Below are 18364 nucleotides of genomic sequence, written 5' to 3' on the forward strand. Positions count from 1 at the left end.
AGGCCTTGGCTCTGGGCTATGAGCCGAGTTGGGCCATCCGCGCTGACCGGCCCGATCACGTCACACTGACCGCACCGATCACGCTGCGCTGAACGATCCAAACCCGGCTTGCAGGGCTAGTAATCCAGGTTGGAGGACAACTCCCAAGGGGTGATCTGCTCCTGGTATTCGTGCCATTCTCGCCACTTATTGCGCAAGAAGTACTCGTAGACGTGCTCGCCTAAGATATCGGCCACGAATTCCGAGTGCTCCATTTCTCTAAGGGCATGGTCGAGGCTGATGGGCAGGTCTTTGTACCCCATTGCCCGGCGTTCGCGGCGCGTCAGTTGTGCGATATCGTCTTCGGCGGGATCGGGCAGCTCATAGCCTTCTTTCACGCCTTTGAGGCCAGCACCTAGGAGCACTGCCAGTGCGAGGTAGGGGTTGCAGGCGCTATCGGGGGAACGTACCTCGACGCGGCGAGAATCTTCCTTGGTCAGGCGGTAGGTTGGCACGCGCACCAGCGCTGAGCGATTCGATACGCCCCAGGTCGCGGCGGTTGGCGCCTCATTGCCAAAGAGAATGCGTTTATAGGAATTCGTCCATTGGTTGGTAATGGCTGAAATCTCGTTGGCGTGTTCCAAAATGCCGGCGATGAATTGTTTTGCTGTCTTAGACAAGCTGAATTCATCATCGGGGTCGTGGAAGGCATTCATATCGCCTTCGAAAAGCGACATGTGGGTATGCATGGCCGAGCCTGCGTAGTCCCTGAATGGTTTCGGCATGAAGGTCGCGGCCACCCCGTTGCGCAGCGCGACCTGCTTCATCACATAGCGGAAGGTCATGATTGAATCCGCCATGGTCAAGGCATCGGCGTGGCGCAAGTCGATTTCTTGCTGGCCGGGTGCAGTTTCGTGATGGGAAAATTCCACCGGGATGCCCATCCGTTCAAGCGCCAACATAGCTTCTCGACGAAACAGCGGGGCATCATTTCGGCTGGCTTGGTCAAAGTAGCCGCCGTTATCGGTAGGAATTGGTGGCCTGCCGTCGGTAGAAAGGCTCTGTACCAGATAAAACTCAATTTCCGGCGACACGCTGCAGCTAAAGCCCTCGTCGGTGGCCTTTTGGATCTGGCGTCGAAGCACCTGTCTCGGATCCGAATAAGATGGCCTGCCATCCGGGTTCATGATGTCGCAGAACATGCGAGCAGATTGCAAAGGCGAATCGTCATCGTCGAAAGGCAAGAGCTGGAACGTTGAAGGATCGGGCATCGCGATGGTGTCTGCCTCGGACACGCGCGAGAAGCCTTCGATGGCTGAGCCGTCAAAGCCGATGCCTTCTTCAAATGCGGATTCAAGCTCTGCGGGGGCCACGGCAACCGATTTGAGGTAACCCAAAATATCGGTGAACCAGAGACGGACAAACTTAATGCCGCGTTCTTCAATGGAGCGCAACACAAACTCTTGCTGTGAATTCATGTTCCCAAGCGTAGTAAGTAACCCCCGATCCATAGGCCAACTCAGCAGAAATTCCCGCTTTGAGCTGCGATGTTCGAATAAAACTATGCCTCCACACACCTCAATCGGGGGTCGAATGCCACACTCAGAACCATGAATCGAACACAAGTGCTACAGGCAATGGCGCTGGGCTGGCGCCCCGAGGACATTCACCACGTCCAAGGGCTCTGGCCACCACGGATCGAAGGCATACCCGAGGGCATCACCCCGGCGATCGCTTTGGCTTGGGCGTGCTATCACCGCAGCGGAGTCATGCACCCGGTACGCACACCGCTTGTCGACGCTCCCCTGCTCGCCCCTCAAACCCCCTTCACCTCCAAGCAGAGCGCACGATTAACAAAGCTGATTCACCATGCCCGCCACAGCAGTAATGCTCATGAAGCCCACGCCTACCACCTGATGAGCCAGAACATCGCACGGCAATGGAACCTATCGCCGGATGTGTTCGCCTGCCTTTGCTCACTGGAACCACCCACACCGAGATGCATCGCCCGGCGAGTCCTCCTGCAGGGGCCCTCGCAGCAATTCGATGGCCATATGCTTCGCCACCTTGGCCTTGGAGCGGGAGTTCTTGTGGCACAAGTGCACCCAAGCGGAATCTGGTCTTTACTTGGCCGCGGGCCGGCCATACAGCGAATACTCAAGGAGTTTCGCTTTCTCCAACGCAACCGTTGGCCTGGGGCTGAAGGCTTAGACCATGCGCAGGCCTATAGCTTTTGCGCCGGGGTATGCGCTTCTGGCACATCTCCGCCGAAGCCGCAGCGCGCCTGCTACCCCCAGCCTGAACCCCGCACGCCAATCAGCGGCGAGTTAGGCAAGGTCATTGCGAAAATGCGGTTGGTTGATCAGCAGCATCGCGCTCATCGCCTGCTTCCCGGCTGGTACGAAATGGGTGTGAAGTGGAAGTGCGCCATCAAACACTCCCGAGCAATGCTGGTAGAACTGCAAGCATGAGCCCCAAGCGCACCGTTGAACAAGAAATCAAATTCGATGTCGATGCTTTGCAGCCCGATGCGGAGCTAGATCAGATCATGCACGTCAGTTCGCTTGGTGATACCACCACGATGGAACTCGACGCCCGATACTTTGATACCCCTGATCTCAAGCTCGCTTCCAACAAAATCACCTTACGCAGAAGGGTCGGCGGCAAAGACGCAGGTTGGCACCTGAAAACCACCGGTGAGCACGGCAGAGAAGAATTGCAGTTGCCACTGGGAGATTCCATGGAAGTCCCCGAGGCATTGCGTAAGGAAGTCGCAGACATTATCGGCCAAGACGTATTGGAGGAGGTAGCAAGGATTCACAACCGCCGCGTAGAAACGCTGCTGATCGGCGCATCTGGAGAAGTAGTGGCTGAGTTTTGCGACGACCACGTCAACGCCAGCTCCCGTGAGCATGAGCAGCGCTGGCGCGAATGGGAAGTGGAGTTACGCGACGGGGCACTTGAGGCCGCCCAAGGCGAGGAGTTGCTGCAAAGCGCAGCAGCAGTGCTATTGGCACAAGGCGCGCAAAAAGCCGCCAGTGCGTCTAAGCTCCAACGAGCCTTAGGCAACCACTAGCGGCACCACGGGCATGTTCGCCCGGTTGTAGCAACAGCGCAGATGCGAATTATCAGCAGCCAAGCTGCTTTGCATGCTTGAGGCGCTATCCAGCGAGGCTGGACTGGAGGTTAGTCCTCCTCGCCCTCCCAAGCAGCTTCTTGCTCATCGGCTTCATCATTGCGCTCACTGGCAATCTCTAAAGCGTGCTGCGCAGCTTCCTTCGACTCATAAGGACCCATGCGGTCCATGGAAGGAAATTGCTTACCCTGGGCAACCTCACCGGTTTTCAGGTTGTAGTACCACTGGTTATCTGCTTCAGCCATGCCCGGCTTCCTTTCATTGCATGTGCGTACGACCCAGCATTGTTTCATCACTGAATCACTCAATGCCCAACGGTACGCAGGCTAGGGCTCATATGTCCATGCGCAGGCGCATTGAACATATCGCCGGGTACACCTAGGACGAAGAAGACACCAAGCCAATAAGAAACACGCAGCCATGCAAAAGCTAAGGAGTAGGTGCTTAGCCGCTGAACTATAAGGCACTAGAGTAAAACTAACTGTCCTATCAAGGTGTTGTGCCAGACTGATATCTTGCGCACGAATACCCCACCCGGCGCGCCGAAGCGAACAAGGAGAACCCATGCCCCTGTGGTCCACGAAGCCAATCGACGTGGAAGCACTTGCGTTTAGCACCCACCGGGAATGGACCGACGGCCCTGCCATAGTGGCCTCAGCCCCTGCCACCTGCCCACTATTGGGTGAACTCAGTGATCACGCAGGCGGCATGGTGCTTGTTGGGTTGGGCCACCAACGCCTCGCTGTGGCCCGCACTGCCCGGAAGGACTCTAAAATCCAGGTCCGTCACATTCAGCTCGGCCTGGATGGTGAGACAGCTTCTGACGATTACATTCGCGCTGATCTGCAGCAGCTTCGTTCGCAGCAGCCCTCCCCCAATCCCGATCTTGCTCAAAGAGTGGGCACCGTGGTGCTCACGATGATGCATCGCCAGCTCATTAGCCGCGAGACCCCGGGCATGGATGTGACGGTGTTGAGCTCGATCCCCCGTGATGCCGGCCTTGGAGAAAGCGAGGCGCTCGACATCGCCATCGCGCTGACGTTGGTGCAAGAGCCCGAAGAACACCAACTAGGCCCTGCCCGCACCAAGCTCGCCAATGTGTGTGCCCAGGCGGCTGCAACGATCTCCAACCAGGCACCCAGCCGAGCCCGCTACACCGCAGCCTTGCGTGGCCAGGCTCAGGCCCTCAACGTGATGGACTATGCCGATGGTTCGATCACGCAGGTAACCCACCCCCAGGATTTTGGGTATCAATTGCTCGCTGTGTGCCCACCGCAGGCGTTTCCTGAAGCCGATCAAGCCGCGATGCAGCGCTTTATCGACGATGTCACCACCGCTTTCGCCGCCCCGAGTTTGCGTTTGCTGCCGAATGCTCGCGAACGTGTGCTTGCCTGGTTAAGAGCAGTGCATCAGGTGCACCCCAAATCGCAGGCCCCGAGCGTGGATCAGGCGCAGCGCTGGTTGCACTATTTAGAACACGAAATTGACCGCACCGTCGCCACTACCAGCGCTATTCGTTCGCGTAGGACTGCCGATATCGTCCCGGCAATGAATGCCTCCAACCAGGAGTACGTTCGCCTCTTAGACGCCCCTACTGCGCTTGAAGCTACCGCGCAGTTATGCCTCCAGCGCGGTGCCGCTGCCGCACGTTGTTCAGGCGCATCGGTGCTGTGCCTTGTACCTGATTACAAGGCGGAATCCGTGGCCGAGGCTTTAAGCGAGGATGGTCTTGAGGTAATGCTCATCCAGCGTGGTGAGCAGGCGACTACCAAGCACTAAGGCGATAGCGCCCCTCGTTGGCCTTTGTTGGCTCTCGTTGGCCCTCGTTTTTGTTGTTTTGAGGCGAATGAGCCGGCCTATAAGCCGGATTCTGTACCCGGTTGCGCTGGGCACAACCACAGGTGGCGATCATCCATCTAGGGCCGCGATTGCTCGCGACCTCAAGCAGCTACCCGCGGACGTTTAGGCGAGCCGCCTTCAATCCGCGCAGGCACACTTCTCACCTCATACCTGGGTGATGCTTCGTGCGCCCTCTTGCCTTGCCCCCGGTGGGGTTTACCTGGCCAGCTACGTCGCCGTCGCTGCCGGTGCGCTCTTACCGCACCCTTTCACCCTTACCGCCAGGAAAATACCTGGAGGCGGTTTACTTTCTGCTGCACTTGCCCTCGGGTTTCCCCGGGTTGCCGTTAGCAACCACCGTGCTCTTTGGGGTCCGGACTTTCCTCGGCCATGTGCCTTGAACATCAATCGACGCTGGTTCACACAGACGCAATCGCCCAGCCGGCTCATTCGCGAGGCTTAAGTGTACACGCGCCCGGGCGTTTCACTGGATCGCCTAGCGCGCACTCGGCAGATAGGAGGTGTCATTGACCAATCGGACACAGGTTGGCCCATCGGCGTAGAACTCCGCAATGGACAGCGAAGCTAAGTCCAGGTGCATTTTGTGGAACATCGTGGCAGGTGCACCGAGGGCTTCTCTGAGCACCGCCTTGATGGGGGTGACGTGACTGACCACCAAAATGGTGCCGGGGCCAAAGTCTTCTGCAATGCGCGCTCTGGCCTTTTTCACCCTCCGGTAAACCTGCGCCAAAGACTCCCCGCCGGGCGGAGCCATTGATGGATCCTCAAGCCACTGCTGGTGGCGTTCGGGATCCGATGCACGGGCCTCGGCAAAGGTCAGCCCGTCCCAATCACCGAAGTCCATTTCCTGAAGGGGGTCTACCGTGTGCACCTCAAGACCCATCGCATCGGCCACCGCCTGGGCGGTCTGCTGACACCGCCGAAGCGGCGACGCCACAATGGCATCAATGCCACCGCGTGCTGCGAGGTGCTGCGCTGCAGCGTTGGCTTGCTGCTCGCCAATAGCTGAAAGCTCGGGGTTCGATCGCCCCGAATAGCGACGCTGTGCAGACAACGCTGTTTGCCCATGCCTGAGCAGCAAAAAGCGCGTGGCTTCGGTAGTGGCTCCATTCCACACCTTGGGGCAGTTCTTGTTGTCCTGCGCATTTGCCGAGTCCGTCGCGCTCGATGTGGCCCCTGTAGTCGCGCTATCGGCGGCAATGCTGGCGTTGGGCTTTTGCGTTGGCGGCTCATAGCCTTCCACGTAGCCGGGTGCTGCACCTTGCGCTATGGCGTCCATGGCCTTGTTGGCAAGCTCATCGGCACGGGAGTTTTGCTTGCGCGGCACCCACTGGTATTCCACCTGCTCAAGGCCACGCTCGATCTTTTTGCATTCCATGGCAAGCTCGCGCATGTCGGGGTGTTTGATTTTCCAACGCCCAGACATCTGCTCAACTACAAGTTTGGAGTCCATGCGAACGCTCACAAGGTTTGCGCCCAAGCTGGCTGCTACTTCAAGCCCGTTGAGCAGCCCGCGGTATTCGGCCACGTTATTGGTAGCTTTGCCCACCACATAGGCAAGGCTGGCCAGCACTGTGCCGGTGTCGGCATCGCGAACGACTGTGCCCGCGCCGGCGGGACCGGGATTACCGCGCGATCCTCCATCGGCTTCGATGAGTAGATGCTTGCTCATGCAGCTTGCCCTCGGATGAGGTAGCTGCCGCATTCTCCGCATTCGGGCACTTCGGTTTCGGGTGCCTGGCGGATGCGTGAGGCCTCGGCCACTGGCAGCATGATGTGGCAGCCACCGCAGGATCGGCCGTTAAATTTCGCAGCTCCGATGCCATTTTCGCTTCGGCGTTCCTCATAGGCTGCAAGGACTTCCTCCGGCAATGCTGCCCTAAGCTTTTCGACGCGCCCGCGCACATCCTCTTCCGAGGTATCTACCGGCAAGGCGTCCACGGCTCGCTGCGCCGCTGCTACTTCAGCCTCAATTTCGCGCAACTGCTGCTGATAGAGATCGCGATTCGCCCTCAGCGCGTGTACCTCATTGTGTGCCTCTTGCATCTCCGAGGTGAGGTTCTGAATGCGCACCTGCGCGGAATGCAGATCATGCTGCAAGTCTTTGCGCAGCTCTTCATCGGTAGCGGCACCAAGTTGGCGGCGATCATCATCTAACCTGCGGCGTAGTTTGCGCTCATCGTCTTGGATGCGACGGATTTCTAATTCCATGTCGTCTACGGCCAATTGCGCGGAGGCTGCCGCATCGCGAATGCGCATCTGCTTGGCGCTCAGGCGCTCAAGCTCTTGCTGCTCTTCGCTTTTGACCTGCACCACTTCCACGTCTCCATTGCGCTCAAGGGTGGAAAGTTCCAGCAGTGTTTCTTGAAGGGGCAGTGCTAGTTGCATCGTGATGTTCTTCCTCGGGTCTTAGTGTTGTTTCGGCTGTTTCGCAATTGTCCAAGGATCTGTTCTAGTGGCAAGAACCTCGACTGCAATATCCGGCAGCGCTTGGCTTAGCACCTGGGAGGCTTGGCTGGTCCAGGGGTATTCGCTGGCCCAGTGCGCTGTGTCGATGATGCACATGTCGAAAGCTCGCAGCGCCTCGTCCACGGGGTGGTGGCGCAGATCGGAGCTGAGGAATACATCGGCTCCAAGCTTCGCGGCTTCTTCAATGAATCCATCACCGGCTCCTGAGCTCACGGCGATGCATTGCACCATCTTGTCTGGATCACCTGCTGCTCGCACACCCCAGGCGGTGGCGGGAAGCTGGTTGGCGATCATTTGCACATAGTCTTCAAAGCGCATCGGCTGTTCAAGGGTGCCGAGTCGGCCTAGGCCACAGGCCTGTTCAAGCGGCTCGGTTGCTTCGAGGGCGGTGATATCGAAGGCGGGCTCTTCATAGGGGTGCGCTGCTCGCAGTGCCTGCATGATCGCTGTTCTTTTTCCGCGGGCTGCTACGAATTCGATGCGCAATTCTTGCACAGTTTCAAGCTGTTCACGCTGGCCAATGGCTGGGTTAGCCTTGGCGCTGGGGCTGAATTGCCCTTGGCCTTCGAAGCTAAAGGCGCATTGGCTGTATTCACCAATTTCGCCCGCACCGGCGTCAAAGATGGCATCTTTGAGCGCTGAAGCTTGATCAATTGGTACTTGCACTCCCCACTTATCCAGGCCTTGAAGCTTTGGCGCTAGTGGCCGCCCTGGGGTGATGCCACAGAGGGTGGCGAGCTGGTCATTGACGCCTGGGCGCGCGGAATCAGCATTGGTGTGCGCGGCAAAAAGCGCCACGTTATTGCTGATGAGCTTGTGGATGATTTTGCCTTTGGGGGTGTTCGCGGCAACGCTGCTCACGCCTCGCAAGAGCAAGGGGTGGTGCACGACCAGCATCTGGGCACCTGCCGCCACGGCTTGATCGGCCACTGCTTCGGTGCAGTCAAGTGCGAAGGCAACTTTGTCCACCGGCGCCTCGGGATCGCCACAGATAAGCCCCACTGCGTCCCAAGATTCAGCCAAGTGTGGTGGGTAGGCACGCTCGAGTGCGTCGACCACCGAGCTAACGGTATTAGTGGTGCTCACGGTGTGTTCAGTGCTCCAATCTCCTGCATTGCCTGAAGTAGTAGGCGAACCTGTTCAGGCGGTCTCACGGCTAGGCGCCAATGGTTTAAGTCTAGACCGGGGAAGGTATCACAACGCCGTAGCGCAATGCCCCGGCGCAGTAGTTCCTGGCGCACTTGCTCCGGCTCCTCGCATGGGGGTTGGACAAGTAAAAAGGGCGCCTGGGAATGGCTTTCCATTTTAAAACCGTGGGCCTGCAGCGTTGCTTGCATCGAGTCGCGATCCTGTTCAATGCCGTGGCGGATCGCTGGCAATTGCTGCACGCCGTGGCTAAACACCGCTTTTGCGGCAGCAATTTGCAAGGTACCCACCGGCCAGTGGGCGCGTTGGTGGCGCAGGCGATCCAAGACGACGGGATCACCGGCTACATAGCCGATTCTCAAGCCAGCAATACCCCAGGTTTTGGTCAAACTTCGCAGGCAGAGGACGTCGTCAAGCTGAGCCGGAATCATGGAGTACTGCTCGCCTACAACGTCCAAGAAAGCCTCATCAACGACCAGCATGCGCCCTGGTGCTCGCAGCGGCGATACATCGTGCACCACACCGGTGGGGTTGGTGGGATTGCCGATGATCACCATATCCGCAGCCTGTGGGGCATAGGGCTTGTCAAAGGGCGGGTCAAGCACCACATGTGTGGCAGCAGCACCGAAAATCGCGTCCGGCTCGCTAAAACCAGGGTGAATAATCAGCGGCTGGCGAGGGTGCAAACGCGGCAACATGGCAAAGGCCTCTGAGGCACCAGCTACCAACATGATGCGCTGCGCCGGCACACCGTGATACTCAGCGATCATCGCCTCTACCTCGGCAACGCTGCCCGGATCCGGATAATCACGCAGCGAAGGCACAGCCTGCACAATGGCCTCAAGCAACCACGAAGGAGTGCGCGCAGCAACATTCACGGCAAAATCCACCGAGGCCCCACGAGCATCGGCATCGCCATGAATACGAGGATCAAACACTGGGCTGAGTGTAATCGCCGAAAGAAAAAATGTAAGACTAAAAGCCGTGCCTATTTTGCTTATCGACGTCGACGGAACCATCGTGAACTCCTACCCAGGAATCCGCGCGAGTTTCATCACCGCGCTTAAAGCCATCGAGCAGCCAATTCCTGAAGAGGCCCGGCTACGCAAAGTACCCGGCCCCCAGATCTACGACACCCTCCGCGACCTCGGCCTCGACCACGACACCGCCTCCGAAGGCCTCGCTGCCTTCCGCGCCGACTACCGCGAACACGGCTGGCATAACGCAACACTGTTCCCCGGATGGGACACCCTGCTGCCCCGGCTACGCCAACAGGGCTACACCCTGTGCACCGCCACCAGCAAAAACCAAGCGCTCGCCGCCCGCACCCTCGAACACCTCGGCGTGGCAGAACACTTCGACTTCATCGGTGGCGCCGACGTCGAAGGAGGCCGCCAAGGCAAACAAGCAGTGATCCAACACGTGCTCAGCACCGTCGACGCCGATCCAGCCAACACCCCCATGCTCATGATTGGCGACCGAACCCACGACACCGAAGGCGCAGCCCACTTCTCCATCCCCACCATCCTCGTAGGCTGGGGCCATGGCGAGCAGGAGGAATGGGACCAAGCCTTTGACTACGCTGGCGATATAACCACCTTGGAGGAAAAAATTCATGGCTTCTTCAACTGAGCAACTATCAGTGGTGTTCGTCTGCACCGGCAACATCTGCCGCTCCCCCATGGCAGACGTAATCTTGCAAGACGCCGTTGAGCGCGAAAACTTAAGCGCACGCGTGAACGTCAGCTCCTGCGGCACAGGCGGATGGCACATCGGCCAAGGAGCCGACCGGCGCGCAATCCAAGCACTACGCCAAAAAGGCTACGACGGCACCAAACACCGCGCCCAACAAATCGGCGACGAAGCCGAACACGCCGACCTGCTCATCGCACTCGACCAAGGACACCAAAAAGCACTCCAACAACTCGGATACCCACAACAACGCATCCGGCTTCTACGCAGCTTCGACCCCAAGGCCGACACCCGCGACGTAGAAGACCCCTACTACGGCGACGCCGAAGACTTCCGCATCGCGCGCGACCAGATCCTCGACGCCACCCCCGGCATCATCGCATGGATCAAGGAGCAGCTCAGTGAGCAGCACTAAACGCTCCGGCTGGAAAGTCTTTCTCACCCCCGGCTGGGTCATCACCACCGTGCTCGTCATCGCCTTTTCCTACCTCGCCTTCACCGTGCTATCACCCTGGCAACTGGGAAAAGACCGCGACATCGTCAACCGCAACGAACACGTCGACGCAGCCTTCGAACAGGAGCCCACCGACTACCACAACATCTTCGACGACCAAGGCGAGATCACCAACGACCAAGAATGGCGCCGCGTGCGCATCACCGGGCACTACCTGCCCGACAAAGAAGTGCTCCTACGCATGCGACCAGTCGAATCAGGGCCTTCCTACCAATCGCTGGTGCCATTCCAAATCGACGATGGGCCGGTGGTGTTGATCAATCGAGGCTTTGAGCCGACGAATGCTGGCGACGCCCCGCACATCCCCACTCCCCCTTCAGGAAATGTCACCCTCGTCGCGCATGCTCGCGCCAATGAGCGCACCCCGGACAAAGCGCCGATGCAGGCCGATGGCTACCAACAGGTCTACGGGATTAATACCCAACAGATTGGCAAGCTCAACAACACCACACTCGGCCGCGACTATCTGCAGCTTTCCAGCGACGAGCCTGGGGTGCTGCAACCCATCCCGATTCCGAAGCAAGACAGAGGCAACCACCTGTCCTACGGCTTCCAGTGGATAGCGTTCGGCATCATGGCACCGCTGGGTCTTGGCTACTTTGTGTACTCAGAAATCCGTGAGCGCAAACGAGTACGCGAAGAAGAAGCAGCGTTGGCGGCGTCGCAAAGACCTGAAGGGGGCGACGGTGCCCAAGCCCCGGCCAGCAAGATCGCGGAGTCGCCGGCAGCCAGCGCCGAGAAAGCAGATCCCCCAGCCCAGGCTGGGAGTACGCCCCAACGCTCCCGCTACGGCAGCAAACACCCCGCCGCCGGGCAGCAACGCGGCTTCGACCGACGGCGAGACAACTTCTAAACGCGCCGCGACTACCAGCCGGTCACGACAATTTTCCCAAGTTCGTGGCCGGCTTCCATGCGCTCTTGGGCAGCACTTAAGGTCTCAACACCAATGGGGCTGAGCTGCTCGGCAATCACAGGTCGAATCTCACCGCGGGCATACAAGCGCGCGACCTCGTCGAGGATGGCGCCTTGAGATTCAAGCGCGACGTCGAAAAGCGATTTACTAAACATCGACTCCCAATGCCACGCAATCGACTTGGCCTTCAGCGGGGCAATCGAATCCGGGCCGACGTCGATACCGACAATGTGGCCGAAGGGGCGGGTGATGGAGGCCAGGAGGTCTTCTTGGCCCTGGGAGTGAGCAGTGAAAACCCAATCCACCCCTTCAGGAAAATCGGCGAGCACTTGCTCCAACAGGGAGTCGCGATGGTTCACCACGAAGGTGGCACCCAGGTCGCGCACCAGGCGGGCGCGAGATTCGTCTGAAGCGGTGGCGATGACATCGACCTTGGGGCAGCGAAGGCGCAGAAGCTGCAGGGCGGCCAAACCGACGCCGCCGGTGGCACCAATCATGAGCAGGGTGCCTTGGGAGGACTCGTCAAGCTGCAGGCGTTCGAAGAGGCTTTCCCAGGCGGTGATGAACGTCAGCGGCAGGGCGGCCGCCTCGGCAAAGTTCTCCCCTTCAAGCTTTGCGGCCATGCGCTCGTCGATGGCGAAGAATTCGGCGTTGGTGCCTTGGCGTGACAGGGTGCCAATGGCGATTACGGCGTCGCCAGGTGCAAAGCGGGTAACTTCCTCACCCACCGCCTCCACGCGGCCGGCAGCGTCGTAGCCCAGAACACGGAAACCCCCGGCATCAGCGGTTTTGCGCTGCTTGGCGTCGATAGGGTTCACGCCCACGGCCTCAACGCGAATGAGCACATCGCGAGGGCCGCACGCAGGCTTTTCCACCTCGCGCTCCACCAACGCATCCGGGCTGGAAATGGGCAGATTTTCTACGTATCCAATTGCTTTCATGCACCCGATCGTGCCACACATGCGCCAAGTGCGACTGCCGCAGCCGCGGCAACGAGCTGCGCGCGCCGGATCAAACGCACCGCAGCCTTCACGTCGTTCGGGCCTGGAGCACGCCCCGTACCCAAAATTGGGCGCATCTCCACACCGTGGGCATATTCGGTGGCGCCGCCGAGTTGCACACCCAAGGCTGCCGCGGCCGTGGCTTCTACTGGGCCGGCGTTGGGGCTGGGGTGTGAGGGGGCATCGCGTTGCCACGCGCGGATAGCAGCACCGCCTCTTTTCTTGAAGGAGGCGAGGAGGACGAAGGTGGCTGCGCTAAGACGCGCGGGAATGAAGGCCAGGGCGTCGTCAAGCTTGGCGCTAGCCCACCCAAAGTTGGCATAGCGTTCATTGCGATACCCCACCATTGCGTCCAGCGTGTTCGCTGCGCGGTGCAACACCACCGCTGGGGCGCCGGCCACGGACCAGCACAGGGAGGCCACCACCGCATCGGAGACGTTCTCAGCCAAAGACTCCACGGTGGCGCGGGCGATTCCGTCGGCATCCAGGCGCTGCGAGTCGCGGGAACAAAGCCACGGCACCCAGTAGCGGGCGGCCTCCACATCCCCGCGGGAAAGGTCAGAGGCCACCTTTAGGCCCGTGCGTTCCAAGGTGGTGCCGCCGAGGCAAAAGGCCAAGACGAGGGCGTTGGTGCTGCGAGGCCAGCGTCGCCAAGCGAAGGTGGTGGCGGCCACCGGAGGGCTCACAGCCGCGAGCCAGAAAGCAAGACCGCGCAGCTTCGAATCGGCCCACATCCTGCTCTTGAGGAAATTGGCGTACGTGCCGAAGATCGCCACGGGGTGGGCGCTGCCACCGGGGTCGCCAATCAGCCTGTCGACGACCACGCCCGGGACAATATTTGCGCAAGAAGAAAGCAGCCGGTGCAACATCACGTTGTGCACCGGCTGCCGAAATGACATGTGCGCCCTGACGGGCTCGAACCGCCGACCTGCTGGGTGTAAACCAGCTGCTCTCCCAGCTGAGCTAAAGGCGCTAACTTCGCCGTAACTTGGCGACTCAGGGAAGTTTAGCCCACCAAGCGCCAAAGACAAAACCTAGTGCTTAACCCCAGCTTGGACGAGGCAAGAGCCCTGCCAATTACCCAGACGTTCGGCCTTCGTTTGCACAAAACCGGCCTGCTGCGCCGCTTCAGAAATTTCGCCGGGTTCGAGGGCACCCGGCTTTCCGGTGCCGGGCGTGAGCAACCAGATGCGGCCGTTGTCGGCGAGGGAACGCTGGGCGTCGACAAGCCCATCGCCGAGATCGCCGTCTTCGCTGCGCCACCAAAGCAACACCAGGTCGCATGCCTCATCGGTGTCCTCTTCAAGTAATTCAGAGCCGATGAAGTCCTCGATGGCTTCGCTTATCGACGAATCGGCGTCCTCATCCCAGCCGATTTCCTGAACCGTCAGCCCTTCAGAAAGGCTGAGCAGTTGGGCAACCTCTGCCCCAGAATAGTTCTCCTTGGATTCTTTGACGTTCATCGCTAATGAACATTACATGGTCAGCCGTGGTTTTACCGTCTTTCTTCAAAGAAACCGCCTAAAACTTTCGACCGGGCGAACACGAAGCGCTTTCTCACACGTATTCTGGGAACATATGCGTGTCGACAACCACCCCGTCGTCGACCTACAAGCTTCACTTATGGAGGTGTGGAATGGCTGATCCGAAGACGGAAAAGCAAACTGAGGACACAAACTTCGCCCTAATCCGCGACGGCGTCGCCTCGTATCTCAACGACGCAGACCCCGAAGAAACCCGCGAGTGGCTCGAATCGCTCGACGGATTACTTGAAGAGTCGAGCATCGATCGCGCACGATTTTTGATGCTGCGCCTGCTCGAGCGCGCATCCGCAAAACGCGTGCCCCTGCCTTCGCTCACCTCGACCGACTACGTCAACACCATCCCCACCACGATGGAGCCTGACTTCCCCGGCGACGAAGAAATCGAAAAGCGCTACCGCCGCTGGATCCGCTGGAACGCGGCCATCATGGTGCACCGCGCCCAACGACCCGGCATCGGCGTGGGTGGACACATCTCTACCTATGCAGGCGCAGCGCCGCTCTACGAAGTCGGCTACAACCACTTCTTCAGAGGAAAAGACCACCCCGGTGGCGGCGACCACATCTTCTTCCAGGGTCACGCCTCCCCCGGCATGTACGCTCGCGCCTTCATGGAAGGCCGACTTTCTGAAGATGACCTCGACGGCTTCCGTCAAGAAGTCTCCCGCGAACAAGGCGGACTTCCCAGCTACCCACACCCCAAGGGCATGCCCGAATTCTGGGAATTCCCCACCGTCTCCATGGGTCTTGGCCCCATGGATGCCATTTACCAGGCCAAGTTCAACCGCTACCTGCACAACCGCGGCATCAAGGACACCTCCGACCAACACGTCTGGGCATTCCTTGGCGACGGCGAAATGGACGAGCCCGAATCCCGCGGCCTCATCCAAATGGCCGCGCTGCACAACCTCGACAACCTCACCTTCGTGATCAACTGCAACCTGCAGCGTCTCGACGGCCCGGTTCGCGGCAACACCAAGATCATTCAGGAACTTGAATCCTTCTTCAGGGGCGCAGGCTGGTCCGTGATCAAGGTCGTCTGGGGCCGCGAATGGGACAAACTCTTTGAAGCAGACAAAGAAGGCGCCCTCGTGGACTTGATGAACACCACCAAAGACGGCGACTTCCAAACCTTCAAGGCAAACGACGGCGCCTACGTCCGCGAGCACTTCTTCGGCCGCGACCCACGCACCGCCAAACTCGTCGAAGACATGACCGACGAGGAAATCTGGAACCTGCGCCGCGGCGGCCACGACTACCGCAAGATCTACGCCGCCTACAAGCGCGCACTTGAAACCAAGGATCGCCCCACCGTGATCCTCGCGCACACCATTAAGGGCTACGGCCTCGGCCACAACTTCGAAGGCCGCAACGCGACCCACCAGATGAAGAAGCTCACCCTCGAAGACCTCAAGCTCTTCAGGGATAAGCAGGGTGTGCCGATCAGCGACGAAGAGCTGGAGAAGGATCCCTACCTGCCGCCGTACTACCACCCCGGCAAGGACTCGAAGGAGATCAAGTACCTTCAGGAACGTCGTAAAGAGCTTGGCGGTTACCTGCCCGAACGTCGCGAAAGCTACACCCCGCTTGAAGTGCCGCCGCTGGATAAGCTGCGCACCATCCGCAAGGGCTCGGGCAAGCAGGAAGTCGCCACCACGATGGCAGTGGTCCGCACCTTCAAGGAATTGATGCGAGACAAGGAACTGGGCAAGCGCTTCGTTCCGATCATCCCCGATGAGGCTCGCACCTTCGGCATGGACTCCTGGTTCCCGACCATGGGTATCTACAACCCGCATGGCCAGAACTACGTGCCTGTCGACCACGACCTCATGCTGTCGTATCGCGAATCCAAAGACGGCCAAATCATGCACGAAGGCATCAACGAGGCGGGTTCCACTGCATCGTTTATCGCCGCCGGCACTTCCTATGCCACCCACGGCGAAGCCATGGTGCCGCTGTACATCTTCTACTCGATGTTCGGCTTCCAGCGCACCGGCGATTCCTTCTGGGCCGCTGGCGACCAGATGGCGCGCGGTTTCATCCTCGGCGCGACCGCCGGCCGCACCACGCTCACCGGTGAAGGTCTGCAGCACATGGACGGCCACTCCCAAATCTTGGCCTCCACCAACCCCGCTGTAGTCTCCTACGACCCCGCCTTCGCCTACGAGCTCGCTCACCTCATCCACGAGGGTATTGACCGCATGTACGGCCCAGGACGTGGCGAAAACGTCATGTACTACCTGACCATCTACAACGAGCCAGTACACCAGCCTGCAGAGCCCGAAGACCTCGACGTCGAAGGCCTGCACAAGGGTATCTACCTCTACGACAAGGCCGCTGACGACGCCAAGCACCAAGTCTCCCTTCTGGCTTCTGGCATTGGCATGCAGCAGGCGCTGAAGGCCAAGGAGCTGCTCGCCGAGTACGACGTTGACGCCAACATCTTCTCGGTCACCTCCTGGGTTGAGCTCGCTCGTGAGGGTCGCGAGAAGGAACAAGCCGCGCTGCGCGCCGGCGAAAAGCCTGAAGAGGCGTTTGCCACCAAGCAGCTCAAGCAGGGCTCCGGCCCCTACATCGCTGTGTCCGACTTCGCCACCGACCTTCAGGAGCAAATCCGTCGCTTCGTGCCCGGCCGCTACACCTCTTTGGGTGCAGATGGCTTCGGCTTCTCGGACACGCGTCCGGCCGCACGCCGCTTCTTCAACATCGATGCCGAATCGGTGACTGTGGCTGCGCTGAACGCGCTAGTTCTTGAAGGGGAGATTGACCGCGAGGTTGCTGAAGAAGCAGCTAAGAAGTTCAACCTCACCGACCCCACCAAGGCCTAAGCGCTCTTTTAGCCCAGGCCTGCTGCCCGCTCAGAGGATCCCTCTGGGCGGGTTTTTTTCTGCGCTTCGCCTAGGGCGGGGGTGGCTCCTGAAGCTTGAAGAGGTTGTTGGTGTGCAGTTCGTGGTTGAGTACCCAGTTCCTTCCGTTGTATTGGGCGAGGGGGAATTGGTTGTATCTTCGACTCCGGTGCTCGTCGACAAGCTGGCGGCAGGCCTGGCCTGTGACGGGGTCGCGGGTGAGGTGGCCGTAGATGGCTTGGTCGCGGTCGTCGTCGTTGCGGGCGTGGTGCGGGCGGCAGGCGATGACCATGTTGCTGACGTTGGTGTCGCCGCCGTGTTTCCACGCTTTGATGTGGTGGGCTTCGCTGGTGATCGCGGTGTGGGTGCATTCGGGGTCGGCGCAGATGAGCTGGTCGATGACCATCATCATGCGTTGTTTGTCGTTGGCTGTGCGCCGGGTGCGCCAGAGATCCACGTGCTGCATCTCCCCTTCAAGATTTGGGGCCCACATCGTGGCGTAGCCGAATTCGGAAAGCAGCGAATCCATGTGCTCGCGCGCCGGCACAATCGCCCCATCGCTGGTCGCCAGCAGCCCATTGCCCATATACGTGCACCCATCCGACGGCACCAGCAGCACAGGCTCTCGAAACACCGAGCTTTTCGACGCCCCCTGCCCGCCCATCACACGCGCCACGAGGGCATCCGCCATAGCCTGCTGACGCGACAGCCCTGCATCTTCTCGCTGCAGCTCGCGCGCGGTTTGGTCGAGCGCATTGGCCAGCGCCATGGCGTCCGAATCGCTCAGGCGCGCCAACATGAAACGCATGCCATTGGTATCCGGGTTGCCCGAGATGCGAAGCCAGCGTTGCTCATGGGCAGTGCGTGGGTGGCGCTCATTAATTTCCTGAAGGCGGAGTTTGGCGTGCGCCTCCACCTCTTCAAAGGATTTGCCTACCGCGTACTCAAAGAGCTCCTTGCGCAAGGGTTCACGGGCCGCATCGTCGTTGACGCGGTTGACGGTCTTATTCATGGTGATGAGCGTGTCGATGCTCATTTGCGCCTCGCGGGCGATTTGGGCGCATGCTTGTCGGTTGGCGAGTTGTTCGCCTTCCCCTTCAAAAAGATCGCGGGCGACGCGGTGGATCTGGCCGATGCGGCGTGCCGGAATGCCGTAGTCCTGGCCGATGGTTTTGCGAGATTCGCGATTATTGATGCGCTCGTACACCAAGTCGACCAGCGGCATGCCGGTTTTTGCGAGGTAGCGAAGCGCCTGTTCAAGGTCCAT

General features: G+C 59.7%; 17 protein-coding genes, 1 tRNA gene and 1 other RNA gene. 7 read left to right on the forward strand and 12 right to left on the reverse strand.

The window, feature by feature from the left end; all coding sequences use genetic code 11:
* Nucleotides 1-116: 116 nt before the first annotated feature.
* A complete protein-coding gene (gene glnA, locus IEU99_RS02610; RefSeq protein ID WP_128889459.1) occupies nucleotides 117-1457 on the reverse strand; it encodes a type I glutamate--ammonia ligase in 1341 nt (446 codons plus the stop codon).
* Between the two features lie 132 nt (nucleotides 1458-1589).
* Between glnA and IEU99_RS02615 the strand changes: the two genes are divergently transcribed.
* Together IEU99_RS02615 and IEU99_RS02620 are read left to right on the forward strand one after the other, a co-directional pair.
* Nucleotides 1590-2450, forward strand: coding sequence for a DUF2786 domain-containing protein (locus IEU99_RS02615; protein WP_128889458.1), 861 nt, complete (start codon nucleotides 1590-1592; stop codon nucleotides 2448-2450).
* Nucleotides 2447-3055 (forward strand): CYTH domain-containing protein, encoded by a 609-nt coding sequence (locus IEU99_RS02620; protein WP_128889457.1) that lies wholly within the window; start codon nucleotides 2447-2449, stop codon nucleotides 3053-3055. The genes IEU99_RS02615 and IEU99_RS02620 overlap by 4 nt, the downstream gene beginning before the upstream one ends.
* 110 nt (nucleotides 3056-3165) lie before the next feature.
* Here the strand turns inward: IEU99_RS02620 and IEU99_RS02625 are convergent, their stop codons facing one another.
* A complete protein-coding gene (locus IEU99_RS02625; protein WP_128889456.1) occupies nucleotides 3166-3360 on the reverse strand; it encodes a hypothetical protein in 195 nt (64 codons plus the stop codon).
* 319 nt (nucleotides 3361-3679) lie between these two features.
* On the opposite strand from IEU99_RS02625, the gene IEU99_RS02630 reads away from it, so the two are divergent.
* Nucleotides 3680-4894: a hypothetical protein gene (locus tag IEU99_RS02630; protein ID WP_128889455.1), complete on the forward strand. Its 1215-nt coding sequence runs from the start codon at nucleotides 3680-3682 to the stop codon at nucleotides 4892-4894.
* Between the two features lie 64 nt (nucleotides 4895-4958).
* Here IEU99_RS02630 and rnpB read toward each other — a convergent pair.
* From rnpB to IEU99_RS02655, 5 genes are all read right to left on the reverse strand, one after another.
* Nucleotides 4959-5403, reverse strand: an RNA gene (rnpB, locus tag IEU99_RS02635) — RNase P RNA component class A.
* Nucleotides 5404-5450: 47 nt separating this feature from the next.
* Nucleotides 5451-6647: a bifunctional RNase H/acid phosphatase gene (locus IEU99_RS02640; RefSeq protein WP_128889454.1), complete on the reverse strand. Its 1197-nt coding sequence runs from the start codon at nucleotides 6645-6647 to the stop codon at nucleotides 5451-5453.
* Nucleotides 6644-7363 (reverse strand): zinc ribbon domain-containing protein, encoded by a 720-nt coding sequence (locus tag IEU99_RS02645; protein ID WP_128889453.1) that lies wholly within the window; start codon nucleotides 7361-7363, stop codon nucleotides 6644-6646. The genes IEU99_RS02640 and IEU99_RS02645 overlap by 4 nt, the downstream gene beginning before the upstream one ends.
* Before the next feature lie 21 nt (nucleotides 7364-7384).
* Nucleotides 7385-8530, reverse strand: a complete 1146-nt coding sequence (locus IEU99_RS02650; protein WP_229718349.1) for a Nif3-like dinuclear metal center hexameric protein — start codon at nucleotides 8528-8530, stop codon at nucleotides 7385-7387.
* A complete protein-coding gene (locus tag IEU99_RS02655; RefSeq protein ID WP_229718350.1) occupies nucleotides 8527-9528 on the reverse strand; it encodes an aminotransferase class I/II-fold pyridoxal phosphate-dependent enzyme in 1002 nt (333 codons plus the stop codon). The genes IEU99_RS02650 and IEU99_RS02655 overlap by 4 nt, the downstream gene beginning before the upstream one ends.
* A gap of 46 nt (nucleotides 9529-9574) precedes the next feature.
* On the opposite strand from IEU99_RS02655, the gene IEU99_RS02660 reads away from it, so the two are divergent.
* The 3 genes from IEU99_RS02660 to IEU99_RS02670 are packed head-to-tail and all read left to right on the forward strand — an operon-like array spanning nucleotide 9575 to nucleotide 11649.
* Nucleotides 9575-10222 (forward strand): HAD hydrolase-like protein, encoded by a 648-nt coding sequence (locus IEU99_RS02660; RefSeq protein WP_128889451.1) that lies wholly within the window; start codon nucleotides 9575-9577, stop codon nucleotides 10220-10222.
* Nucleotides 10206-10697 (forward strand): low molecular weight protein-tyrosine-phosphatase, encoded by a 492-nt coding sequence (locus IEU99_RS02665; RefSeq protein WP_128889450.1) that lies wholly within the window; start codon nucleotides 10206-10208, stop codon nucleotides 10695-10697. Before IEU99_RS02660 ends, IEU99_RS02665 begins: the two co-directional genes overlap by 17 nt.
* On the forward strand, nucleotides 10684-11649 hold the full coding sequence (locus tag IEU99_RS02670) for an SURF1 family cytochrome oxidase biogenesis protein (protein ID WP_128889449.1): 966 nt from the start codon (nucleotides 10684-10686) through the stop codon (nucleotides 11647-11649). Before IEU99_RS02665 ends, IEU99_RS02670 begins: the two co-directional genes overlap by 14 nt.
* An 11-nt stretch (nucleotides 11650-11660) precedes the next feature.
* Here IEU99_RS02670 and IEU99_RS02675 read toward each other — a convergent pair whose 3' ends face one another.
* The 4 genes from IEU99_RS02675 to IEU99_RS02690 form a co-directional block, all read right to left on the reverse strand.
* Nucleotides 11661-12650 carry a zinc-binding alcohol dehydrogenase family protein gene (locus tag IEU99_RS02675; RefSeq protein WP_128889448.1) on the reverse strand — a complete coding sequence of 330 codons (990 nt, stop codon included), beginning with the start codon at nucleotides 12648-12650 and terminating at the stop codon, nucleotides 11661-11663.
* On the reverse strand, nucleotides 12647-13579 hold the full coding sequence (cbiB, locus tag IEU99_RS02680) for an adenosylcobinamide-phosphate synthase CbiB (RefSeq protein WP_128890786.1): 933 nt from the start codon (nucleotides 13577-13579) through the stop codon (nucleotides 12647-12649). The genes IEU99_RS02675 and cbiB overlap by 4 nt, the downstream gene beginning before the upstream one ends.
* 31 nt (nucleotides 13580-13610) lie before the next feature.
* Nucleotides 13611-13683: transfer RNA gene (locus tag IEU99_RS02685), tRNA-Val, on the reverse strand.
* 61 nt (nucleotides 13684-13744) lie between these two features.
* Nucleotides 13745-14173 carry a DUF3052 domain-containing protein gene (locus IEU99_RS02690; protein ID WP_128889447.1) on the reverse strand — a complete coding sequence of 143 codons (429 nt, stop codon included), beginning with the start codon at nucleotides 14171-14173 and terminating at the stop codon, nucleotides 13745-13747.
* A 173-nt stretch (nucleotides 14174-14346) separates the two neighbouring features.
* Here IEU99_RS02690 and aceE point away from each other — a divergent pair, with 173 nt between their 5' ends.
* A complete protein-coding gene (gene aceE / locus IEU99_RS02695; protein WP_128889446.1) occupies nucleotides 14347-17079 on the forward strand; it encodes a pyruvate dehydrogenase (acetyl-transferring), homodimeric type in 2733 nt (910 codons plus the stop codon).
* A 70-nt stretch (nucleotides 17080-17149) separates the two neighbouring features.
* On the opposite strand, the gene IEU99_RS02700 is transcribed toward aceE, so the two are convergent.
* A complete protein-coding gene (locus IEU99_RS02700) occupies nucleotides 17150-18364 on the reverse strand; it encodes an HNH endonuclease signature motif containing protein (RefSeq protein WP_128889445.1) in 1215 nt (404 codons plus the stop codon).

It is taken from the genome of Corynebacterium pelargi (assembly GCF_014635485.1).
GTDB classification, from domain to species: domain Bacteria; phylum Actinomycetota; class Actinomycetes; order Mycobacteriales; family Mycobacteriaceae; genus Corynebacterium; species Corynebacterium pelargi.

Excerpts from the sequence above, each read along its gene's own strand:
- cbiB (WP_128890786.1), bottom strand. The coding sequence starts at position 13,579 with ATGTTGCACCGGCTGCTTTCTTCTTGCGCAAATATTGTCCCGGGCGTG.
- IEU99_RS02690 (WP_128889447.1), bottom strand. The coding sequence starts at position 14,173 with ATGAACGTCAAAGAATCCAAGGAGAACTATTCTGGGGCAGAGGTTGCC.
- glnA (WP_128889459.1), bottom strand. The coding sequence starts at position 1,457 with ATGAATTCACAGCAAGAGTTTGTGTTGCGCTCCATTGAAGAACGCGGC.
- IEU99_RS02675 (WP_128889448.1), bottom strand. The coding sequence starts at position 12,650 with ATGAAAGCAATTGGATACGTAGAAAATCTGCCCATTTCCAGCCCGGAT.
- IEU99_RS02700 (WP_128889445.1), bottom strand. The coding sequence starts at position 18,364 with ATGGACCTTGAACAGGCGCTTCGCTACCTCGCAAAAACCGGCATGCCG.
- IEU99_RS02615 (WP_128889458.1), top strand. The coding sequence starts at position 1,590 with ATGAATCGAACACAAGTGCTACAGGCAATGGCGCTGGGCTGGCGCCCC.
- IEU99_RS02630 (WP_128889455.1), top strand. The coding sequence starts at position 3,680 with ATGCCCCTGTGGTCCACGAAGCCAATCGACGTGGAAGCACTTGCGTTT.
- IEU99_RS02665 (WP_128889450.1), top strand. The coding sequence starts at position 10,206 with ATGGCTTCTTCAACTGAGCAACTATCAGTGGTGTTCGTCTGCACCGGC.
- IEU99_RS02620 (WP_128889457.1), top strand. The coding sequence starts at position 2,447 with ATGAGCCCCAAGCGCACCGTTGAACAAGAAATCAAATTCGATGTCGAT.
- IEU99_RS02645 (WP_128889453.1), bottom strand. The coding sequence starts at position 7,363 with ATGCAACTAGCACTGCCCCTTCAAGAAACACTGCTGGAACTTTCCACC.
- IEU99_RS02625 (WP_128889456.1), bottom strand. The coding sequence starts at position 3,360 with ATGGCTGAAGCAGATAACCAGTGGTACTACAACCTGAAAACCGGTGAG.
- aceE (WP_128889446.1), top strand. The coding sequence starts at position 14,347 with ATGGCTGATCCGAAGACGGAAAAGCAAACTGAGGACACAAACTTCGCC.
- IEU99_RS02640 (WP_128889454.1), bottom strand. The coding sequence starts at position 6,647 with ATGAGCAAGCATCTACTCATCGAAGCCGATGGAGGATCGCGCGGTAAT.